Annotated in this window: 20 protein-coding genes and 1 tRNA gene; 11 read left to right on the forward strand and 10 right to left on the reverse strand. The window is 66.9% G+C overall.

Annotated elements, in window-relative coordinates; genetic code table 11:
• On the reverse strand, positions 1–1,341 hold the full coding sequence (gene glnA / locus BG28_RS07800; protein ID WP_036475508.1) for a type I glutamate--ammonia ligase: 1,341 nt from the start codon (positions 1,339–1,341) through the stop codon (positions 1–3).
• 102 nt (positions 1,342–1,443) lie between these two features.
• Here glnA and panB point away from each other — a divergent pair, with 102 nt between their 5' ends.
• Positions 1,444–2,262 (forward strand): 3-methyl-2-oxobutanoate hydroxymethyltransferase, encoded by an 819-nt coding sequence (gene panB / locus BG28_RS07805; protein ID WP_036475509.1) that lies wholly within the window; start codon positions 1,444–1,446, stop codon positions 2,260–2,262.
• Positions 2,263–2,265: 3 nt separating this feature from the next.
• On the opposite strand, the gene BG28_RS07810 is transcribed toward panB, so the two are convergent.
• The gene (locus BG28_RS07810; protein ID WP_369797211.1) at positions 2,266–2,547 is read right to left on the reverse strand and encodes an SPOR domain-containing protein; all 282 of its coding nucleotides are present in this window, start codon (positions 2,545–2,547) and stop codon (positions 2,266–2,268) included.
• 23 nt (positions 2,548–2,570) lie between these two features.
• Between BG28_RS07810 and BG28_RS07815 the strand changes: the two genes are divergently transcribed.
• The 6 genes from BG28_RS07815 to BG28_RS07840 all read left to right on the forward strand — a co-directional run bounded on the left by BG28_RS07815 (position 2,571) and on the right by BG28_RS07840 (position 6,967).
• A complete protein-coding gene (locus tag BG28_RS07815) occupies positions 2,571–3,800 on the forward strand; it encodes an MFS transporter (RefSeq protein WP_051501166.1) in 1,230 nt (409 codons plus the stop codon).
• 10 nt (positions 3,801–3,810) lie between these two features.
• Positions 3,811–4,713 (forward strand): type I methionyl aminopeptidase, encoded by a 903-nt coding sequence (gene map / locus BG28_RS07820; protein ID WP_133726393.1) that lies wholly within the window; start codon positions 3,811–3,813, stop codon positions 4,711–4,713.
• A gap of 41 nt (positions 4,714–4,754) precedes the next feature.
• Positions 4,755–5,618: a polyphosphate--glucose phosphotransferase gene (gene ppgK, locus BG28_RS07825; RefSeq protein ID WP_084479563.1), complete on the forward strand. Its 864-nt coding sequence runs from the start codon at positions 4,755–4,757 to the stop codon at positions 5,616–5,618.
• Positions 5,619–5,685: 67 nt separating this feature from the next.
• Positions 5,686–5,761: transfer RNA gene (locus BG28_RS07830), tRNA-Val, on the forward strand.
• A 96-nt stretch (positions 5,762–5,857) separates the two neighbouring features.
• Positions 5,858–6,538 (forward strand): hypothetical protein, encoded by a 681-nt coding sequence (locus tag BG28_RS07835; protein WP_200869313.1) that lies wholly within the window; start codon positions 5,858–5,860, stop codon positions 6,536–6,538.
• Positions 6,539–6,580: 42 nt separating this feature from the next.
• A complete protein-coding gene (locus tag BG28_RS07840; RefSeq protein ID WP_036475512.1) occupies positions 6,581–6,967 on the forward strand; it encodes a membrane protein in 387 nt (128 codons plus the stop codon).
• Positions 6,968–6,985: 18 nt separating this feature from the next.
• On the opposite strand, the gene BG28_RS07845 is transcribed toward BG28_RS07840, so the two are convergent.
• Positions 6,986–7,738, reverse strand: a complete 753-nt coding sequence (locus tag BG28_RS07845; RefSeq protein ID WP_152539245.1) for a hypothetical protein — start codon at positions 7,736–7,738, stop codon at positions 6,986–6,988.
• A 133-nt stretch (positions 7,739–7,871) separates the two neighbouring features.
• Positions 7,872–8,360: a hypothetical protein gene (locus BG28_RS07850; RefSeq protein WP_036475515.1), complete on the reverse strand. Its 489-nt coding sequence runs from the start codon at positions 8,358–8,360 to the stop codon at positions 7,872–7,874.
• A 292-nt stretch (positions 8,361–8,652) separates the two neighbouring features.
• On the opposite strand from BG28_RS07850, the gene BG28_RS07860 reads away from it, so the two are divergent.
• Positions 8,653–9,817, forward strand: a protein-coding gene (locus tag BG28_RS07860) for an IS3 family transposase (protein WP_152539246.1) whose coding sequence is annotated in 2 segments (ribosomal slippage) — positions 8,653–9,108 and positions 9,110–9,817 — 1,164 coding nt in all. Because the reading frame shifts where the segments join, the coding sequence is not laid out codon by codon here.
• Between the two features lie 693 nt (positions 9,818–10,510).
• On the opposite strand, the gene BG28_RS07865 is transcribed toward BG28_RS07860, so the two are convergent.
• Complete coding sequence (locus BG28_RS07865) at positions 10,511–10,963, reverse strand: reverse transcriptase-like protein (protein ID WP_036475517.1); 453 nt, start codon at positions 10,961–10,963, stop codon at positions 10,511–10,513.
• A gap of 62 nt (positions 10,964–11,025) precedes the next feature.
• On the reverse strand, positions 11,026–11,913 hold the full coding sequence (locus BG28_RS07870) for a Nif3-like dinuclear metal center hexameric protein (protein WP_036475519.1): 888 nt from the start codon (positions 11,911–11,913) through the stop codon (positions 11,026–11,028).
• A 62-nt stretch (positions 11,914–11,975) separates the two neighbouring features.
• Here BG28_RS07870 and msrA point away from each other — a divergent pair, with 62 nt between their 5' ends.
• The 3 genes from msrA to epsC are packed head-to-tail and all read left to right on the forward strand — an operon-like array spanning position 11,976 to position 14,104.
• A complete protein-coding gene (gene msrA, locus BG28_RS07875; RefSeq protein ID WP_036475521.1) occupies positions 11,976–12,530 on the forward strand; it encodes a peptide-methionine (S)-S-oxide reductase MsrA in 555 nt (184 codons plus the stop codon).
• Between the two features lies 1 nt (position 12,531).
• Positions 12,532–13,467: a cysteine synthase A gene (cysK, locus tag BG28_RS07880; protein WP_036475523.1), complete on the forward strand. Its 936-nt coding sequence runs from the start codon at positions 12,532–12,534 to the stop codon at positions 13,465–13,467.
• 49 nt (positions 13,468–13,516) lie between these two features.
• Positions 13,517–14,104 (forward strand): serine O-acetyltransferase EpsC, encoded by a 588-nt coding sequence (gene epsC / locus BG28_RS07885; RefSeq protein WP_036475525.1) that lies wholly within the window; start codon positions 13,517–13,519, stop codon positions 14,102–14,104.
• Between the two features lie 63 nt (positions 14,105–14,167).
• Here epsC and BG28_RS07890 read toward each other — a convergent pair whose 3' ends face one another.
• The 4 genes from BG28_RS07890 to zapE all read right to left on the reverse strand — a co-directional run bounded on the left by BG28_RS07890 (position 14,168) and on the right by zapE (position 19,205).
• Entirely contained in the window at positions 14,168–15,274 is a 1,107-nt protein-coding gene (locus BG28_RS07890) for a nitronate monooxygenase family protein (protein ID WP_036475526.1), read from the reverse strand.
• An 80-nt stretch (positions 15,275–15,354) separates the two neighbouring features.
• Positions 15,355–16,815: an NADP-dependent phosphogluconate dehydrogenase gene (gndA, locus tag BG28_RS07895; protein ID WP_036475527.1), complete on the reverse strand. Its 1,461-nt coding sequence runs from the start codon at positions 16,813–16,815 to the stop codon at positions 15,355–15,357.
• Between the two features lie 300 nt (positions 16,816–17,115).
• Positions 17,116–18,039 carry a polyphosphate kinase 2 gene (gene ppk2 / locus BG28_RS07900; protein ID WP_051501168.1) on the reverse strand — a complete coding sequence of 308 codons (924 nt, stop codon included), beginning with the start codon at positions 18,037–18,039 and terminating at the stop codon, positions 17,116–17,118.
• Positions 18,040–18,149: 110 nt separating this feature from the next.
• Positions 18,150–19,205: a cell division protein ZapE gene (gene zapE / locus BG28_RS07905; RefSeq protein WP_036475528.1), complete on the reverse strand. Its 1,056-nt coding sequence runs from the start codon at positions 19,203–19,205 to the stop codon at positions 18,150–18,152.
• Positions 19,206–19,211: the final 6 nt, after the last annotated feature.

Raw genomic sequence — 19,211 nt, forward strand, 5'->3', positions numbered from 1 at the left:
TCAGATCAGGCCGAGGTACCGTTTGATCTCGAAGGGCGAGACGTTCACCCGATACTCGTCCCACTCCTGCTGCTTATTGCGCAGGAAGTTCTCCAACACCTGCTCGCCGAGGATCTCGGCCATCAGCTCAGAGTCTTCCATCTGGCGCAGCGCCTCATGCAGGGTGCCCGGCAGCGGCTTGATGCCCAGCGCCTTGCGCTCGGAGGTGGTCAAGGACCACACGTCCTCGCCCACCGGTTCCATCAGCTCGTAGCCCTCGCGGATGCCCTTGAGCCCGGCACCCAGCACGGCGGCGTAGCCCAGGTAGGGGTTCGCGCCGGAGTCGATCCCGCGGAACTCCACGCGCGCGGAGCCGCCCTTGGTCGGCTTGTACAGCGGCACCCGGACCAGCGCCGAGCGATTGTTGTGGCCCCAGGAGACGTGGGACGGGGCCTCTCCCCCACCCCAGAGACGCTTATAGGAGTTCACGAACTGGTTGGTCACCGCGGTGAACTCCGGGGCGTGGCGCAGGATCCCGGCGATGAACTGCCGGGCGGTGGTGGAGAGGTTGTATTCGGTGTTCGGCGCGAAGAAGGCGTTGGTGTCGCCCTCGAAGAGCCCGAAGTGGGTGTGCATCCCGGAGCCCGGGTGCTCGGTGAACGGCTTGGGCATGAAGCTGGCGTACTTGCCCTGCATGATCGCGACCTCTTTGATCACGGTGCGGAAGGTCATGATGTTATCCGCGGTGGTCAGCGCATCGGCGTAGCGCAGGTCGATCTCGTTCTGGCCCGGACCTGCCTCGTGGTGGCTGAACTCCACCGAGATGCCCACGGCTTCGAGCATGTTCACCGTGTGCCGACGGAAGTCCTGGCTGACGCTTCCGGTGACGTGGTCGAAGTAGCCGGCCCGGTCCACCGGGATCGGCTCGCCGTCGGAGTTGAGGTCCTGGGACTCGAGCACGTAGAACTCGACCTCGGGGTGGGTGTAACAGGTGAAGCCCATCTCCCCGGCGACGTCGAGCTGGCGGCGCAGCACGTTGCGCGGGTCCCCGGCGGCGGGTTCCTGATCGGGGGTCAGGATGTCGCAGAACATCCGCGAGGTCGGTTCTTCCTCACCGCGCCAGGGCAGGATCTGGAAGGAGGAGGGGTCCGGGCGCAGCAGCATGTCGGATTCGAAGACCCGGGAGAGGCCCTCGATCGAGGAGCCGTCGAAGCCGAGCCCCTCGTTGAAGACCCCTTCGACCTCGGCCGGGGCCAGCGCCACAGACTTCAGCGAGCCCACCACGTCGGTGAACCAGAGGCGCACGAAGCGGACGTCGCGCTCCTCGATGGTGCGCAGTACGAATTCCTGCTGTCGATCCATACGTTGAAGCCTCCTGAAATGCAGTGGGTGTCGCCGGGACCACTCTACCCAACTCACTCGATCCCCAGCTTTGGTCCGCGCGGGATTGGGTAGCCTGATCACATGTCAGAACCGATCAGCCCGAAACGGGTCCGCACCGTGCACCTTCAGCAGTTCAAGGATGCCGGCCAGAAATTCTCCATGTTGACCGCCTACGACGCGCAGATCGCGTCGATCTTCGACGAGGCGGGGATCGAGCTGCTCCTGGTGGGCGACTCCGCCTCCAGCGTCATGATGGGGCATTCCTCCACGTTGCCGATCACGGTGGACGAGATGCTGGTCTTCACTCGGTCCGTGGTCAACGGCGCAAAGCGTCCGCTGGTCGTCGCCGACCTGCCCTTCGGCAGCTACGAGGCGTCCCCGGCGCATGCGGTGGCCACCGGGGTGCGGTTCATGAAGGAGGCCGGGGCCCAGGCGGTGAAGATCGAGGGCGACGCCGCGATGGCCGAGCATGTTCGCGCCATGGTCGCCGCCGGGATTCCTGTGATCGCTCACATCGGCTTCACCCCGCAGGCCGAGCACGCCCTGGGCGGCTACCGGGTCCAGGGCCGTGGAGACACCGCGCAGGCACTGATCGATGATGCCCTGGCCCTGGAGGCCGCTGGCGCGTTCTGCGTGCTCATGGAGATGGTGCCCGCAGAGCTGGCCACCCAGGTGGACCGGGCGCTGCGCGTACCCACCATCGGGATCGGCGCCGGCAGCGGCACCACGGGTCAGGTGCTGGTCTGGCAGGACATGCTGGGCCTGGGCTCCGGGCGGGTGCCGCGCTTCGTGAAGCAGTACGCGAACCTGCGCGAAGTGGTCGGGCAGGCGGCCGCGGCGTACCGCGAGGACGTCAGCGCCGGCGCCTTCCCGGCCCCGGAGCACAGCTTCGAGGGCTGAGGCTCAGCTGGTGGGCTTGCGGTCGTGACCGCCGTCGTCGTCCCAATGCTCGCTGGACTCTTCGTCCTCCCAGGCCTCGTTGTTCTCCTTCACACGCTTGAGCGCCTCGGAGGCGGCCTCGCGGGTGGGATACGGGCCTAGCAGCTGACTCCAGGAGGACTGCGCGCCCTCCTCGACTTCGCCGGTGCGGAGATTGAACCAGTATTCGGTGCTCATGGCCCCAGAATACGCCCCCGCCTCGACCGGCGGGTCTTGGGCCTCGGCGATCGCCGGTTCCGCCGCCACCGAGGCATGTCACACTTCTGCTCATGCACGCGAACCCCTCACCTTCGACCGCCTCGGTCTCCGGTCGACGACGGCGCGGCGCCGCCTCTCTGCGGGGCAGCCGGGTCGCGACCATGGCCGCCTTCGCCACCAACGGCGCCCTGCCGGCTTCGCTGCTGGCCCGTTATGCCGAGGTCAAGGACGCGCTGGGCCTCAGCCCCGCCATCTTCGGACTGGTGGTGGTGGGCTTCGGACTGGGCGGCGCGCTGGCGCTGCACATGCCAGGTGTGCTCAACCGCTGGCTCGGGGTCGCGCGCACCGCGAGCTTCGGCACGCTCTGGATGGGCGGCGGGCTGACCCTCGCAGCCGCCGGGGTGGCGCTGGGGAATCCCTGGGTGGTGGTGGTGGGTCTGCTGGTCACCGGTTTCGGTGATGCCGCCGTGGACGTGGCGCAGAACAGTCAGGGGCTGCGCGTCCAGGCCGCGTATCGACGGTCGCTGCTGAACTCGATGCATGCCGGGTGGAGCATCGGCGCGGCGCTCGGCGGCGCCGTCGGGATCCTGGCCGCGGTCCTCGGCGTGCCGCTGGTGGTCCATATGGCGGCCTGGTCGCTGGTCTGTGTGCTGGCGATGACCCTCGCGGCCAGGGCGTTCATGCCTGAACCCGAAGCGGAGCCGGAGGACGCGCAGACCCCGGTGAGACCCTCCGGGTGGTCCACGATGAAGATCCTGCTCCCGTTGGCGCTGATCGCGCTGGCCGGAATCTCGGTGGAGGATGTCGGCAACAACTGGTCCGCTGTGCTGCTCTCGAGCGAGCGCGGCATGGACCCCGCCTCGGCCGGCGTCGGACTCACCGTGCTGCTCAGCGCCCAGTTCATCGGCAGGATGTTCGGGGACCGGGTGATCGACCGGCTCGGGGAACGGGGTTCGCTGATCCTGAGCCTCTCGGCGGTGATCCTCGGGCTGCTCGGTGCCGCCTGGGCCCCCGGAGCCGCGCTGACCCTGGTGGGGCTCGCGCTGGCAGGCCTGGGCTGCGCCGTGACCGTCCCGCTGGCCTTCGCGCGGGCGGACCGGGTACCGGGGCTGCCGGCGCACAGCGGCGTGACCTGGATCAGCTGGGCGATGCGCGCGGTGATGCTGAGCCTGTCTCCGGCCATCGGGGTGATGACCCAGGGCTCCTCGCTGCCGGTGGCGATCAGGGTGATCGTGGGCATCGCGGTGGTCGCGCTGGCGCTGCAGCTGCGCCCCCGGCGCCCTGAACCCGCGGACCGATAGGATGAATGCCATGGCTACCCCGCAGTCCACCCCCCTGTCTTCCCGTGCCCCGGTGGGCACGCTCACCAAGGGCACGGTGTCCCCGCAGCGTCCGGTCCCGGCGCATATCGAACGGCCCAACTACGTAGGTCTCGAGGCACCGCCGGAGTACACCGGCGAGGACGTCTACGACGCCGCCACCGTGGAACGGATCCGCCGGGCCGCCCAGCTCGCCGCCGATGCCATGGTCGCCACCGCCGCGCTGATCCGCCCCGGGGTCACCACCGAGGAGCTGGACGCCTACGCGCATAAGTACCTCACCGACCGCGGGGCCTACCCGTCCTGCCTGTCCTACCGTGGATTCCCCAAAGCGATCTGCACCTCGGTCAACGAGGTGATCTGCCACGGCATCCCGGATTCCACGGTGCTCGCCGAGGGGGACATCGTGAACCTCGACATCACCGCATACATCGACGGCGTGCATGGGGATCACAACCGCACCTTCTTCGTCGGCGAGGTCGACGAGGAGACCCGGCTGCTGGTGGAGCGCACCGAAGAAGCCATGATGCGCGCCATCCGAGCGGTGAAGCCTGGCCGCCCGATCAACGTGATCGGTCGCGCCATCGAGTCCTACGCGAAACGCTTCGGCTATGGTGTCGTACGCGAGTTCATCGGCCACGGCGTGGGCAAGGCGTTCCACACCGGCCTGGTGATCCCGCACTTCGATGCAGCACCGGACCACGCGCGCCTGATGGAGCCGGGAATGGTGTTCACCATCGAACCGATGCTCACCCTGGGCACGCGCCACTGGGACATGTGGGAGGACGGCTGGACGGCCGTGACCCGCGACCGGAAGCGCACCGCGCAGTTCGAGCACACTCTGGTCGTCACCGATGACGGCGCCGAGATCCTCACGCTGCCCTCAGGCGCCTGAGTCCGGTCCCCTCCCCCACAGCACGGAGATACTGCATCACTATGAGCTCTTCCCACGAGCAGCCCCTGGCTGCCCAGGCCCTCGGCTCCGCCAGCGAGACCATCAGCGATCTTCCCAAACGGGCCATCGGCATCGATGTGGGCGGCACCGGCATCAAGGGCGGTCTGGTGAACCTGCACAAGGGCACCCTGACCGGTGACCGGTACCGCATCCCCACTCCGAAACCGGCGACCCCGGAGGCGGTGGCCGAGGTGATCGGGCAGATCCTCGACGAGCTGCTCAGCCGGGAGAAGGCACCGGCGCTGGAGGAGCTCTCGGTAGGCGTGCTGTTCCCGGCGATCGTGGACAAGAACATCGTGCTCTCCGCGGCGAACATCGATGAGTCCTGGATCAACACCGATGCCGCGAAGCTGCTGCGCCACCTCCCCGGTCAGATCCACACGCTCAACGACGCCGACGGCGCCGGTCTCGCCGAGGCGCGCTACGGTGCCGGCAAGGGGCTCGAGGGCACGGTCATGACGATCACCCTGGGCACCGGCATCGGGTCGGCCCTGGTGCACGACGGCGTGCTGGTCCCCAACAGCGAGATGGGCCACCTGGAGTTCGAGGGCGAGGTGGCCGAGAAGAAGGCCTCCGCGGCGGCTCGTGAACGGGCCGATATGCCCTGGGATGAATACGGCCAGCTGTTGAACCGGTTCCTCAAGCACGTCGAGCGGCTGCAGTCCCCAGAGCTGTTCATCATCGGCGGTGGGATCTCCAAGCGCAGCGAGGACTTCCTCCCCGAGATCAAGGATCTGCGGGCGAAGGTCGAGGTCGCGGCGCTGCAGAACAACGCCGGGATCGTGGGGGCGGCGCTGTACGCGGCCGAGCAGACGAAGCTCGACGCGTCTCGCGGCCGGTCCTGAGCCGCAGCTTGGGGTTGTTACACTTCTTGCTGCACCAGATCGCGCCCACTCGGCGGCCTCTGGGCACGGGCCTTTAGCTCAGCTGGTAGAGCACCGCGTTTACACCGCGGGTGTCGTCGGTTCGATCCCGGCAGGGCCCACCACTTTCCGAGCTGCCCGCCGCGCCTGGCTCCCTGCCCAAAAGAACGCTGGGGTGGCAGGGTTCCAAAGTCGGCGCACCAGGCTCTGGAGCGGGCGGTATGGGAGCCCTATCCTACAAATATGGAGTCCCCGTCCTGGTGCCCGACCACGCGGCCCGCGCAGCCATGACCGGGCATCACGTGGACCTGTGGTGGATTCCGGTAGGGGCCGGCGGGCACGTCGTGGTCCATACGAGCAGGTGGTGGGAATCGCTGCGCGCGCGCAGGGCGCGCCGCCGACCCCGTCCGTTGTTCCATGCCGCACTCGAGGTGACCCACGGCCCCGATGACTATGTGGTGGAGATGACCCCGGTATGGGGCCAGCCCCGCGGGCCTCGCGGCGTAGTGGCCCAGGGACCCGTGGGCATCGCCTGGTTCGGCGCCTCTCCGTTCTTCCGCTACGAGATCAGATGTTGGAGAGACGGAACCATCCCCGATCTTGAATGGGCCGTCGGTCCCCCGAATCAATTCCTGCTCGCCGCCGAGGATGCCTGTGCTCTCATCGGCAGAATCTCTAGGGCCCCACAGCTGACCTGGGGGCGCGACGTGTTCGGGATCGGAGACATGTGGAACTCCAACTCACTGATCTCCTGGCTGCTGGAGTCCGCTGGAATCGACGCTGCCGCGCTGGCTCCGCCTGACGGAGGGGACGCACCCGGGTGGCACAGCGGAATCGCCGCGGCCCACTCGCCGGAACACTCCGGCACCGCCGGTGCGCAGGGTACTGCGGATCACCCCTGAGCGGATTCCCCGCCGAGGGTGGGGCGAGGATAACCTGTCTCCATGGCTTCCATCGCGCGCACCACCGGTCGAATCTTCCTCGGCTCGGCACTCACATTCGCCGGGGTCTCACACCTGGCCTGGGCCCGCGAAGAGTTCCGCGCCCAGGTGCCTGAATCCATCCCTCTGGACCCTGACACGACAGTCCTGGCGTCCGGCGTGGCCGAGATCGGGCTGGGCACCGCGCTGCTGTTCTCCCGTGAGCACCGCCCGCTGGTCGGGAAGGCTGCAGGGGTGTTCTTCGCCGCGGTCTTCCCCGGCAACATCGCACAGTACGTGCACAAGCGTGACGGGTTCGGCCTGGACACCGATCGCAAGCGGCTCGTGCGGCTGTTCTTCCAGCCGGCACTCGTCGGGCTGGCGGTGTGGTCCACGCGTCGGGCCTCCTAGCAGCGCCGAGAAGTTCTGCTACGTCCGTGGAGAGCGCAGGAGCGGATCGACGAGCTGCGCCACCGTGATCCCTCGGGTCGCCGCCTCTTGCCGCAGGGCCGCCACCAGAGCCGGGTCAAGCGCTCCCCCCTCGGTTGGCACGGCCCAGGCATCGTCTCGGACTCCTCGCTGATCTTCTGACTGGTGCGGGGCGCCTCGCTTCCGAAGACTGGACAGCAGCGGAGCCACCACCCCGCAGAGAACGGCCAGAATCAGGACGATGCCATAGGCGCGGGGGAAGAGTTCGCCCTCCCACCCCTCGTCCCAGATGAGCACCATCGTGAGGGAAACGCCGACAGCGATCAACCCGAGGCAGGACCAGAGCAGGCCGCGGATCAGCTTGTCGCGAGCGGTTGCGGATGCCAGGACCAGGCTCGCAAAGCTGAACGCCACGGTAAGGGTGATCCCCGAGAGCAGAACCTGGAATGTGCTCCATGCGTGTTCCACCTCAGACCAGATCATGAAGATGCTCCAGGCCAAGGTGAGCAGGCAGACTGCCACACCTGCCACGCCCACCATCCGACTGGGCCGACTGAAGACCGCGCCACAGCACAACATCGCCAGGCTGAACGCGCCCACCGTCGAGGTTGTAGCGAGCACCCGCGCACCGGTCTCGCCGAAGCTCACGCCGATCAGGACGAAGATCCCGGCAGCCGCCGCGAGACAGAACGAGCCGATCATCGTCCACAGGAAGACTCGCCGAATCCGTGGTCCCAGACTCTTCTTCTTCATGGCGCTCGTGGCCTCCTCCAGGCAGGACACCGTGCCCTGCTATGACAATAGCGGCGGGTTCACCTCCTACGGGAGGCTCGACACAGACTTCTGGAGGTGGCCGGTGTGATGGGCTCGGAATGCTGGTGTCGCATCATGGCGAGTATCCGGGCGCCTCCTGGTCCAGCAGCAGCTGATCAAAGTCCGAGGAAGGCCCCTTGGCGGCGGTGGTGCCGCTCCAGATCGGTGACCGCTGCTCCGCGCACGAGGCGAAGACTGCCTCCGGGTAGACGATGCCCACCGGATCGTCCCCCTCGAGGACGAGCAGTGGCTTGACGTCATCGGCGCGATAACGTTCGAGCACGCCTTCGATGTCGTGCTCCGGCCTGAGGAAATCAAGATCCTCGGTCAGGAGGCAGGCACAGCGCTTCTTCCTCCAGTCACCTGGATGCCGCGCCGCGATCTCGGCCAGATCTGCCTCGGTGATCAACCCCACTGGGCGGTGGGAAAGATCGCTCACCAGCGCTGCGGTCTCTCCACCGCTGATATTCCCGTCACAGAGCAGCGCTGCGGCATCGTGAAGGGACTGAGTCACAAAGAGGTTTGAGGTGATCCCAGACATGAGCTGGTTGACGGTGATCATCAGCCCGCCCCTCGCTGGACGAGGGCAGTTCGGTGCAGAGTTGAAGCTGCCCTGAGACCACGCGTCGAGTCGGTCTCGCGGGATCGAACCGGGCCGAGGGCAACGGAAGCCGCACACATCACGCACCGTGTGACCCTGGTGCTGAAAATTCCGGAACAGGCAGAAGTGCGGACGACAAGATGCGAATTAGGCTCCACGGGGTACCCCTTGAATTCAGAATCAAGAGGGTCTGCTGCACCGGTAGGTGACATCTACTCTGGCTTGCCTGCGGGCGGCCTGGAAGGATGTCCTTGTGCCCAAGCCCTATCCCTCAGAGTTCCGCGACGATGTTGTCCGCGTGGCCAGGAAGCGTGAACCCGGAGTCACGATCGAACAGATCGCCAAAGACTTCGGTGTCCACTCCATGACGCTGCAGAAATGGCTGCGCCGGGCTCAGATCGATGACGGGGCCAAGCCCGGTCAGACCCGCACCGAGTCAGCCGAGCTGCGCGAAGCCCGCAAGCGGGTCCGGCTCTTGGAACAGGAGGTCGAGGTACTGCGGCGTGCAGCGGCGTATCTCTCGCAGGCGAACCTGCCGGAAAGGCTCTACCCGCTCGTGAGTGAGCTCGCCGTCGATGGGATCCCCATCGCGGTGGCGTGCCGGGTCTTGAAGCTTGCTCGTCAGCCCTACTACCGGTGGCTGGCTGATCCTGTCACTGACGCTGAGCGGGTCCAGGCCCATCGAGCGAACGCGCTCTTTGATGCTCACCGTCGATGACCCTGAGTTCGGCTACCGGTTCCTCTTGGATGAGGCCCGTGATGCTGGTGAGCCGATGGCAGGCCGTACGGCGTGGCGGATCTGTCGAGACAACGGCTGGTGGAGCGCGTTCGGGAAGAAGAAGGGCGGCAAGGGCCGCCGGCCCGGCCCACCAGTCCACGACGACCGGGTCCAACGCGACTTCGCCGCTGATGCTCCCAATCAGCTCTGGCTCAGCGACATCACCGAACACAAGACCGCTGAAGGAAAGCTCTATCTCTGCGCGGTCAAGGACGTCTTTTCCAACCGGATCGTGGGGTATTCGATCAGTGACCGGATGAAGGCCCGCCTGGCCGTGGATGCAGTCAACAACGCCGTGGCTCGGCGCGGTGACGTGGCCGGGTGCGTGTTCCACACCGACCGCGGATCGCAGTTTCGAGCACGGAAACTGGTGCGTGCTCTGGGTCGACATGACCTGGTCGGATCGATGGGCAGAGTCGGGGCCGCGGGAGACAATGCGGCGATGGAGAGCTTCTTTGCGCTGCTTCAGAAGAACGTCCTGGATCGCCGCTCATGGCAGACCCGCGATCAGCTGCGGATCGCGATCGTGACATGGATCGAGCGGACCTATCACCGCCGCCGCAGGCAGAAACGGCTATTGGGGTTGACCCCAGTTGAGTACGAAGCAATCATGAACACCGGCGTCGCTCTCGCGGCGTGACTACACCTGTCACCTATTGGTGCGGCAGACCCCAACCCGCGCTGACCCTCAGGCTCGTCACCGCCATGATACAGCGACGGGTGGGTGGAGCCGATGCACCGAGTAGGCTGACTACTCCGAATCCGGGTTCGAGCAAACTGCTCGCTTATACCGAAGTCTGACCGCTGCAGCCACACAGAACGCTGTGGCTAAGCAGATGTCTACCCCGGCCCAAAGTCCCCATCAAACTCCACCCCGGGCGGTCAGCTCTCGAGCACAGTATTCCTATGGAGAGTCGTGTTAGCGATAGCTCGCTTGGGGAGTGTCCGAGAAAAGTTCGACGGGTTCTGGCCCGTCGTGGTCAATGACCGACTTCTCACCTCCTCATCCCGACGGCTTGTTATGCGTGGGAGGTCACGAGGGACGCTGCATCCTGCTACCCGGGGCTCTGCGACCTCAGTTGGACGAATCACGAACATGTTGTCTGGGCATTGGACTGCACTCGGACGCGGAACGTTGGGAGTGGCTTGCCCCACATCCTGCCGTTGCACTTGCTTGATGGTCAAAACTGTCCACAGGAGTCCGGCAGAGGCGAACCGAGTTCTCGTTCAGGTCTCTGTCACCGTGAGACTTACGCTGTGGCGTGTTGGTCCCGAACCATCCAATCGTCTGTGACGCTCGTTTCAGACTGGACTTTAACCGGGACTAAAGCGTTCAGGCCACCGGGCGGATCCGACTGCGGCTCGGATCCCAGGCGCTCCCGGCGGCGCAGGCGTCCATGGCCTCGTTGCTGAGCGCGTCGGCGTCGCCGTTGTCCTTGCGCGGGATCCAGGTGTAGCGAACCTGCATCGGCGGCAGGATAGTGGCGGCCTCAGCGGCCAGGCGCTTCATGTCCTCGTGCTTGATCTTCCAGCGCCCGCTCATCTGCTCCACCACGAGCTTTGAGTCCAGCTTGACCTCCACGGAGGCCTGCGGGTCCAGGTCACGGGCCAGCCGCAGACCCTCGATGAGCCCGGTGTACTCGGCGACGTTGTTGCTCGCCTTGCCCAGCGGGGTGGCCTTGGTGGCGAGAATCTGACCCGCCTCGTTGCGGACCAGGGCGCCGGAGCCGGCGATTCCAGGATTGCCGCGGCTTCCGCCGTCGGCCTCGACGAACAGAGTGGTCATGGCTCACGCACCTTCAGGTCAGTACAGGTCTTGAAACAGGGACGTCGGGGCCACGGGCCGGCTCAGTGGCCGGGTGTGAGCACGAAGTCCCAGGGGTCGGTGTTGATGCCGCTCACGGCAACTTCCACATCGTAGCCGCGATCGGTCAGCGCCCGGTGGAGCGCCTGGGCCGCGGTGGGCAGCCAGAGCCATTCCGAGGCGAAGTGTGAGACATCGATCAGACCCGGGCGTCCCCCCACGGCCGCCTCCCGGGCCTCTGAGGCCGGATGATGCCGCAGATCCGCGGTGAGGAAGACATCGGCCCCTGCCTCGGCAGCCGCGGACAGCATGGAGTCCCCCGCCCCGCCGCACAGCGCCACGCGCTGGACAAGGCCGTCCCGGTCACCGGCAACCCGCACGCCGCCCGCCACGGCAGGCAGCACGGAGAACACCCGTGCGGCGAAGTCCCCGAGCGTCATAGGCTCGGTGAGCATGCCGATCCGGCCGAGGCCCTCCTCAACCAGTCCTTCTGCGGCAGGAGCCAGCGGCGCGGTGTCCTCGAGCCCCAGCGCACCGGCGAGGACATCATTGACCCCGCCGATCGCGGAATCCCCATTGGTATGAGCAGTCAGCAAGGCGCATCCCGACTCGATCAGCCGGTGCACCATCTCGCCCTTGAACTGTCCCGCCTCCACCGAGGTGACCCCGCGCAGCAGCAGCGGGTGATGGGTGATCAGCAGATCTGTCCCGGAGCTCGCCGCCTCCTCGATGACCGCGCGGACCGGGTCCACGGCGAAGTGGATCCGGCGCACCGGTGCCTCGCGCCGCCCGGTGACCAGCCCGACGGCGTCCCAGGACTCGGCCAGGGAGCGCGGCCAGAGCTCCTCGGCGGCATCGAGCACCTCATCGAGGGTCGGGACCTGGGAATCGGTGGTGGTCTCATTCGGACGCGGAGCGGGGCTGGGCGACATATCTCTTTTCTACAGGCCACAGATCAGGAATACAGTCCGGGACACGGACGGTTGTGTTGGGCATGGACAATTCTCTCAAGACCGTGGTGCTCGCGGCCGGCTGCTTCTGGTGCCTGGATTCCCTCGCACGCCGACTCCGCGGAGTGCATCACGTGCGCAGCGTCTACACCGGCGGCTCCGGTCCCGCCATCTATGAAGCCGTGGCCTCCGGCGGCACCGGACACGCAGAAGCCGTTGAGATCGGTTACGACCCCAACGTGCTCCCGGACCAGGTGCTCTACAACGTGTTCTTCTCCAGCCACGACCCGACCACCCTGAACCGGCAGGGCTACGACGTCGGCACCCAGTACCGCTCGTCCATGTTCTACACCGATGAGGCACAGCACGATGAGTTCGCCGCCGCGATCGCCCACGCGCAGAACTCCTTCAACCGGCCCATCGTCACCACCCTGGAACCGCTGGGACGGGTCTTCGAGGCCGAGGAGGTCCATCAGGACTTCCACTCGCGCCGTCCCGATGTCGGATACTGTCAGGTCATCATCGATCCCAAGGTCGCAAAGCTCCGCAGAGACTATGCTTCATGGTTGAAACCCGAGGAAGAAAGGTCCACACACTGACATGGCCAAGATTCTTGACAACATCACCCAGGCAGTCGGCAACACCCCCCTGGTCCGGCTGAACCGGCTGGGTGCGGACCTTCCGGGCAACATCGCGATGAAGCTGGAGTTCTACTCCCCCGCCGGCTCGATCAAGGACCGCATCGGCGCCGCCATCGTCGACGCCGCGGAAGAGTCCGGAATGCTCAAGCCCGGCGGGACCATCGTGGAGGGCACCTCGGGCAACACCGGGATCGCGCTGGCCATGGTGGGTGCCGCCCGCGGCTACCGCGTGGTCCTGACCATGCCGGAGACCATGTCCACCGAGCGTCGCGTGATGCTGCGCGCCTACGGCGCCGAGATCGTGCTGACCCCCGGAGCTGAGGGCATGCGCGGCGCGGTGGAGCGCGCCAAGGCCATCGTGGCCGAGACCGAGAACTCCATCTGGGCCCGGCAGTTCGCCAACGAGGCCAACCCCGCCACGCACTACCGGACCACCGGTGAAGAGGTCTGGCGCGACACCGACGGCGAGGTCGACATCTTCATCGCCGGCATCGGCACCGGCGGCACCATCACCGGTGCCGGGCGCCGACTCAAGGAATACAAGCCCAGCATCCACCTGGTCGCTGTGGAACCCGAAGACTCCCCGATCCTCTCCGGCGGCACCGCCGGTCCGCACAAGATCCAGGGCATCGGGCCGAACTTCATTCCCGACATCCTGGACCAGGAGATCTACGACGAGGTCTACCAGGCCAACCTCGAGAAGGCCGTGAGCTGCGCCCGCGACCTCGGCACCCAGGAGGGCATCCTCGGCGGCATCTCCACCGGAGCCAACGTCGCCGCCGCACTGGAACTGGCCTCCCGCGAGGAGAACCGCGACAAGCTCATCGTGACCTTCGCCTGTGACTTCGGAGAGCGCTACATCTCCACCCTGCTCTACGAAGACATCCGCGGCTGATCCGCCCACCAGCCGTGAAGTTCGATCCCTGTGAAAGGTTGGTTCCCCCTTGGGACCTCTGAAGCGTCTGCGCGAGGACATCAAGGCCGCGCGTGAACATGATCCGGCCTCGCGCAGCACCGCAGAGGTGGTGCTCGTCTACTCCGGCCTGCACGCGGTCTGGTCCTACCGGGTCGCCCACAAGATGTGGCAACGGCGACCGCTGAAGACCCCGGCCCGCGCGCTGTCCCAGCTGACCCGCGGCCTCACCGGGATCGAGATCCACCCGGGAGCCCAGATCGGGCGTCGTTTCTTCATCGACCACGGCATGGGCGTGGTCATCGGCGAGACCGCCGAGATCGGTGACGACTGCATGCTCTATCAGGGCGTCACCCTCGGTGGACGATCCCTGGAACAGACCAAGCGCCACCCGACCCTGCGCGACGGAGTCGTCGTGGGTGCCGGCGCGAAGGTGATCGGCCCCGTGGAGATCGGCGCCGGCTCAGCCGTGGGCGCCAACGCCGTGGTGGTGAAGTCCTCACCGCCCAACTCGATCCTCACCGGCGTTCCGGCCAAGGCGCGTCAGCGCGGAGTCGCCGAGCGGAAGCCCCACGTCGACCCGGCGGAGTACGCGCTGGACCCGGCCATCTTCATCTAGAGGCTGTGTGCGCTAGCTAGAGCCCGTCCATCGGGAGCCGGTCCTTGCTAGGAGGACGTCCGCTCAGATCCGGTGGCCGCCCGCGAAGCAGCGCATGACCTCGCCGGCCGGGTCCGAACGTGCTGCGGCGAACCCTGTTCCGGCCCAGAGGTTCAACCCGTGCGGGTCTGAGGCGGCACCCGCTGCTCGGCGCAGTCCCGCGCTGAGCTGATGCAGTGCCGGGAACCCCGACGGCGCAGATGCGGTCAGCGCCTCGGTGAGGCTGTTGCGCAGCGCCCGCGCCGGCCGACCTGAGAACGCGGTGGTCATGATGGTCTCTGACACTCCCGGAGGAGCGGCCAGAGCCTGCTGATGTACCGGATGTGTCCCGCTCTCGGGGCAGCGCAGCAGCGCGGTGCCCAGCACCGCGCCCTCCGCACCTGCATGCAGTACGGAGCTGACCCCTTCGGCGTCGGCGATGCCGCCCGCCGCCCAGAGCGGCAGTTCGGTGCGGCCGGAGACAGCCTGAAGCAGCTCGAGGAGATCTATCTCCGCGGGTGGATCCCGCGGAGTCCAGGTCCCGGAGTGGCCCCCAGCTGATGAGGCCTGGACGATCAGCCCGTCGACCCCGGCGCCGGTTGCGCTCACAGCCTCCGCGACAGAGGTCACGGTCTGCAGCACCTTCGCCCCGGTGGCCCGCATCCGTGCGATGTCCAGGGCTGACGGCAGACCGAAGGTCAGGCTGATCAGCGGCACCGGGTTCGCCTCGAGCACCTCGAGCTTCTGCTCCCAGAAGTCCTCCCAGACCTCGCCGGGCGCTGAAGTGACTCCCGCGAGGCTGCTGATCTCCGGCAGCTCCACCTCCGCCGCCCACCCTGCCCCAGCGCGGGCATGGTCGCCCAGCCACTGCTGCAGCTCAGCGCGGTGCCGATCGAGCTCCTCAAGCCCGATCGGGACCGGGTTCGGCACGAAGAGGTTCACCCCGAAGCGCGGCGTGGACTGCTGCACCTGCTGGATCTGCGCCGCCAGGTCCTCGGGCCTCTTGTACCCGGCCGCGAGGAAGCCGACTCCCCCGGCTGCGGCGGCGGCCACGACCAGCTCGGGACGGCTCGGCCCACCGGCCATCGGGGCGGCCACCACGGGAATGGTGGCGCCCACCGAGGCCAGCAGGCCGGTCCTCCTGCTGCTCATCTGCTCAGCCTGCTCATTCGTTCAGCCTGCTCATCTGCTCAGCTCCGTCGCTTCGGAGTCAGTCCGTGGATCCGATCAGGTCAGGCGTCGATCTCGCTGCGGTCCCCGGACCACAGGGTGTGGAAGGTGCCTTCCTTGTCCACGCGCTGATAGGTGTGCGCACCGAAGTAGTCGCGCAGTCCCTGGGTCAGCGCCGCCGGGAGCCGTTCCCGGCGCAGGCTGTCGTAGTAGGACAGCGAGGAGGAGAACACCGGTGCGGGCACGCCGTAGGTCGCGGCGGCCGCGACCACACGGCGCCAGGCCGGGAGGCATTCGTTGATGGCCTCGTTGAACTCTGGTGCCAGCAGCAGATTCTTGGGCTGCTGGTCCCGGGGGGCGTCGTAGGCCTTCATGATGGTGTCCAGCAGGTCGGCCCGGATGATGCAGCCGGCGCGCCAGAGCGAGGCGATGGCCTTGAGGTGCAGCTCCCAGCCGTACTCCTCGCCAGCGGCGACGAGCATGTCCAGGCCCTGGGCGTAGGCGACGAGCTTGGAGGCGTAGAGCGCCTTGCGCACGTCCTCGACGAAGTCCTGACGGTCTTCGGGGCTGCCGTACTTCTCGGTGGCGGAGAGGGTCTCGTCGATGCCGGCATGGAAGGTGGCGTTGGTGACGGCGCGCAGCTCACGCTGCGAGGAGATCGAGCGGGCGAAGACCGACTCGGCGATCGCGGTGACCGGTGAGCCGACCTCCAGGCCGGAGATCGCGGTCCAGCGACCGGTGCCCTTCTGGCCGGCGGAGTCCACGACCACGTCCACCAGCGGACGGCCCGTGGTCTCATCCTCCTGCTCGAGCACCTCGGAGGTGATCTCGATCAGGTAGGAGGCCAGGTCTGTGGTGTTCCATTCGCGGAACACCCCGGCCTGGTCGCGGGGTTCGATGCCTGCCAGTGAGCGCATCAGGTCGAAGGCCTCGCCGATGACCTGCATATCGGCGTATTCGATGCCGTTGTGGACCATCTTGACGTAGTGCCCGGCGCCGTCGGTGCCGACCCAGGCGCAGCAGGGCTCGCCGTTGTACTTCGCGGAGATCTTCTCCAGCATCGGGCCCAGCGAGTCATAGGACTCCTTGGAGCCGCCGGGCATGATCGAGGGCCCGTTGAGCGCGCCCTCTTCGCCGCCGGAGACGCCGACCCCGACGAAGTGCAGGTTCTGCGCGCGCAGGCTCTCTTCCCGGCGTCGGGTCTCTTCGTAGAAGGAGTTGCCGCCGTCGATGATGATGTCGCCCTCGTCCAGCAGCGGGACCAGGTCCGCGATCACGGAGTCCACCGGGGCTCCGGCCTGGACCATGATCAGCACGCGACGGGGGCGCTCCAGAGATTCCACGAGCTCAGCCAGAGTCTCGGTGCGCACGAAGTCGCCGTCGCCTCCGTGGGCCGCCAGAAGGGCGTCCGTGCGGGCGACCGAGCGGTTGTGCAGCGCGACCGTGTAGCCGTTGCGCGCCAGGTTGCGAGCCAGATTGGCTCCCATGACGGCCAGGCCGGTCACTCCGATATGGGCACTCATGCATTCTCCTTCGTCGAGGTCAGTCAGACATTCTCACAGCACAGCATCTTCCCCGTCTGCACTCGCGGACCGCGGTGACGCGGGCCCGGATCACCGTGCACACAGCAGCCGTCCTGGAGGTCGGACATGGGATCCCCGCCGTCGTGAACCTCGGTGTCCCCGGGGCGAGCACTGCAACTCTACCGCTTCGCCTTGCGCACCGGCCCAGGTCAACCCTGAGTCCGCGTGGCCGGCCCGGGCTCAGACGCCCACGCCGACGGTCAGGCGCCCACGCTGACGGGCAGTCGCCCGCAGCGGCGGTCAGTCACCCACGGCGTCGCGGCCGCGCTGCACGATCAGCGGATCGGGCTCCCCGACGATCTCATGGTCCTTGCCCTCGTATTCGAACTGGGCCAGGAAGCACTTGATCGCGTTGAGCCGGGCTCGCTTCTTATCGTTGGACTTGATCGTCATCCACGGCGCATGGTCGGTGTCGGTGCGCAGGAACATCTCTTCCTTGGCCTCGGTATAGGCCTCCCAGCGGTCCAGGGACTCCAGGTCCATCGGTGAGAGCTTCCACTGCCGGACCGGGTCGATCTGGCGGATCGCGAACCGGGTGCGCTGCTCCTGCTGGGTCACCGAGAACCAGAACTTGGTCACGTGGATCCCGGCGTCGACCAGCATCTGCTCGAACTGCGGGGCCTGGCGCATGAAGAGCTCATACTCCTGCTCGGAGGAGAACCCCATCACCCGCTCGACCCCGGCCCGGTTGTACCAGGAACGGTCGAAGAGCACCATCTCCCCTGCGGTGGGCAGATGGTCCACATAGCGCTGGAAGTACCACTGGCCCAGCTCACGGTCTGAGGGCCGGTTCAGCGCGACGACCCGCGCGGTGCGTGGGTTCAGGTGTTCAGTGAACCGCTTGATGGTGCCGCCCTTGCCGGCGGCGTCCCGGCCCTCGAAGACGATCACGTGCTTGAGCCCGTAGTCCTCGGCCCAGTACTGGAACTTCAGCAGCTCCACCTGCAGGTGGTACTTCTCGATCTCGTAGACGTCTCGGGAGAGCCGATTCTCATACGGGTAGTTCTCGTGCCAGGTCTCCACGGCACGGCCCTGCGGGTCGATCAGGTCCGGGTCAGGGGTGTGACCGTCCAAGACCGTGTATCCGCCCTCGCGGAGCTCGTCGATGAACTCACGGAGGTTCTTGCGGGCGGTGCCGTCGACCTGGAAGATCGGGTCATTCATCAGATCAGCCTTTCTCTGGTTGCGGCTGCTGCCAGCTCATCGGATGTCCATGGACACATTGTCGACCGTATCGGCCCGATCTGGAAGCACCGCGGCCTGTTACAGCTGGTTCAGAGCGCGACCTCACCCATCTGGCCGGCGCGGGCGAGCGCGGTGAGCCGGGAGACTGTGCGATGGTATTTCTTCATATAGCCGCCAGACATCATCTCTTCGGTGAACAGCTGATCGAAGGGCTTCCCGGAGGCGACGATCTTGATGTCCTGATCGTAGAGCCGGTCGGCGAGCACCACGAAGCGCAGCGCCAGCGCCTGGGCCTCGATGGTCTCGACATCCTTGAGCACCAGCACATCCATATCTGTGACCAGCTGCCGGTAGCGGCTGGGATGGACCCCGGTGATGTGCTTGGAGAGTGCGTCGAAGTCGTCCACGGCGATCCGCGCCTCGGGGTACTGCTTGGCTGCGAAGTCTTCGATCTCCTCGGAGCCCAGCGGCGCGGGCGCCTCGGGCAGGCCGCGGTGACGGTAGTCCTCGCCGTCGACCTTGACCACGGCGAACTGGTCCGAGAGCACCTGGATCTCGCGCTGGAAGTCGGCCGCGGCGAAGCGGCCCTCGCCCAGCGAGCCGGGCAGCGTGTTCGAGGTCGCGGCGAGCTTGACCCCGGCGTCGGCCAGCTCGCGCATCAACCGGGACATCAGCACGGTGTCCCCCGGGTCGTCGAGCTCGAACTCGTCGATGCAGACCAGCGCGTAGTCGCTGAGCACGTCCACGGTGCGACGGAAGGACAGCGCCCCGACGAGGTTGGTGTACTCCACGAAGGTGCCGAACGCCCGCTGGCCTTCGACCGAGTGGTAGAGCGAGGCCAGCAGGTGGGTCTTGCCCACCCCGAATCCGCCGTCGAGGTAGATCCCGGCGGGCGCCTTGGGGCGGGCCGGTGCCCGTCCGAAGAGCTTGCCGAGGAAGCCGCCGCCGGTCTGGGTTGCGCCCACCGTGGCGGAGAACTCGCGCAGCGCGGTGACCGCCTTCTCCTGCGAGGGATGCGCGGGGTCCGGGATGTAGGTGTCGAAGGAGACCTCCGCGAAGCGGAAGGACGGCCGCAGGCCCTCCAAGAGCTGACCGACTCCGAGCTGAGGGGTCCGCTGGCTCAGCGGAGTGGCGTTTGACGGCATGTGACC

It is taken from the genome of Nesterenkonia sp. AN1, assembly GCF_000582475.1.
Taxonomy (GTDB): Bacteria; Actinomycetota; Actinomycetes; order Actinomycetales; family Micrococcaceae; genus Nesterenkonia; species Nesterenkonia aurantiaca.

Coding starts and splice junctions, on each gene's coding strand:
- glnA (WP_036475508.1), bottom strand. CDS start 1,341: ATGGATCGACAGCAGGAATTCGTACTGCGCACCATCGAGGAGCGCGAC.
- panB (WP_036475509.1), top strand. CDS start 1,444: ATGTCAGAACCGATCAGCCCGAAACGGGTCCGCACCGTGCACCTTCAG.
- BG28_RS07815 (WP_051501166.1), top strand. CDS start 2,571: ATGCACGCGAACCCCTCACCTTCGACCGCCTCGGTCTCCGGTCGACGA.
- map (WP_133726393.1), top strand. CDS start 3,811: ATGGCTACCCCGCAGTCCACCCCCCTGTCTTCCCGTGCCCCGGTGGGC.
- ppgK (WP_084479563.1), top strand. CDS start 4,755: ATGAGCTCTTCCCACGAGCAGCCCCTGGCTGCCCAGGCCCTCGGCTCC.
- BG28_RS07835 (WP_200869313.1), top strand. CDS start 5,858: ATGGGAGCCCTATCCTACAAATATGGAGTCCCCGTCCTGGTGCCCGAC.
- BG28_RS07840 (WP_036475512.1), top strand. CDS start 6,581: ATGGCTTCCATCGCGCGCACCACCGGTCGAATCTTCCTCGGCTCGGCA.
- BG28_RS07845 (WP_152539245.1), bottom strand. CDS start 7,738: ATGAAGAAGAAGAGTCTGGGACCACGGATTCGGCGAGTCTTCCTGTGG.
- BG28_RS07850 (WP_036475515.1), bottom strand. CDS start 8,360: ATGATCACCGTCAACCAGCTCATGTCTGGGATCACCTCAAACCTCTTT.
- BG28_RS07865 (WP_036475517.1), bottom strand. CDS start 10,963: ATGACCACTCTGTTCGTCGAGGCCGACGGCGGAAGCCGCGGCAATCCT.
- BG28_RS07870 (WP_036475519.1), bottom strand. CDS start 11,913: ATGTCGCCCAGCCCCGCTCCGCGTCCGAATGAGACCACCACCGATTCC.
- msrA (WP_036475521.1), top strand. CDS start 11,976: ATGGACAATTCTCTCAAGACCGTGGTGCTCGCGGCCGGCTGCTTCTGG.
- cysK (WP_036475523.1), top strand. CDS start 12,532: ATGGCCAAGATTCTTGACAACATCACCCAGGCAGTCGGCAACACCCCC.
- BG28_RS07890 (WP_036475526.1), bottom strand. CDS start 15,274: ATGAGCAGCAGGAGGACCGGCCTGCTGGCCTCGGTGGGCGCCACCATT.
- gndA (WP_036475527.1), bottom strand. CDS start 16,815: ATGAGTGCCCATATCGGAGTGACCGGCCTGGCCGTCATGGGAGCCAAT.
- ppk2 (WP_051501168.1), bottom strand. CDS start 18,039: ATGAATGACCCGATCTTCCAGGTCGACGGCACCGCCCGCAAGAACCTC.
- zapE (WP_036475528.1), bottom strand. CDS start 19,205: ATGCCGTCAAACGCCACTCCGCTGAGCCAGCGGACCCCTCAGCTCGGA.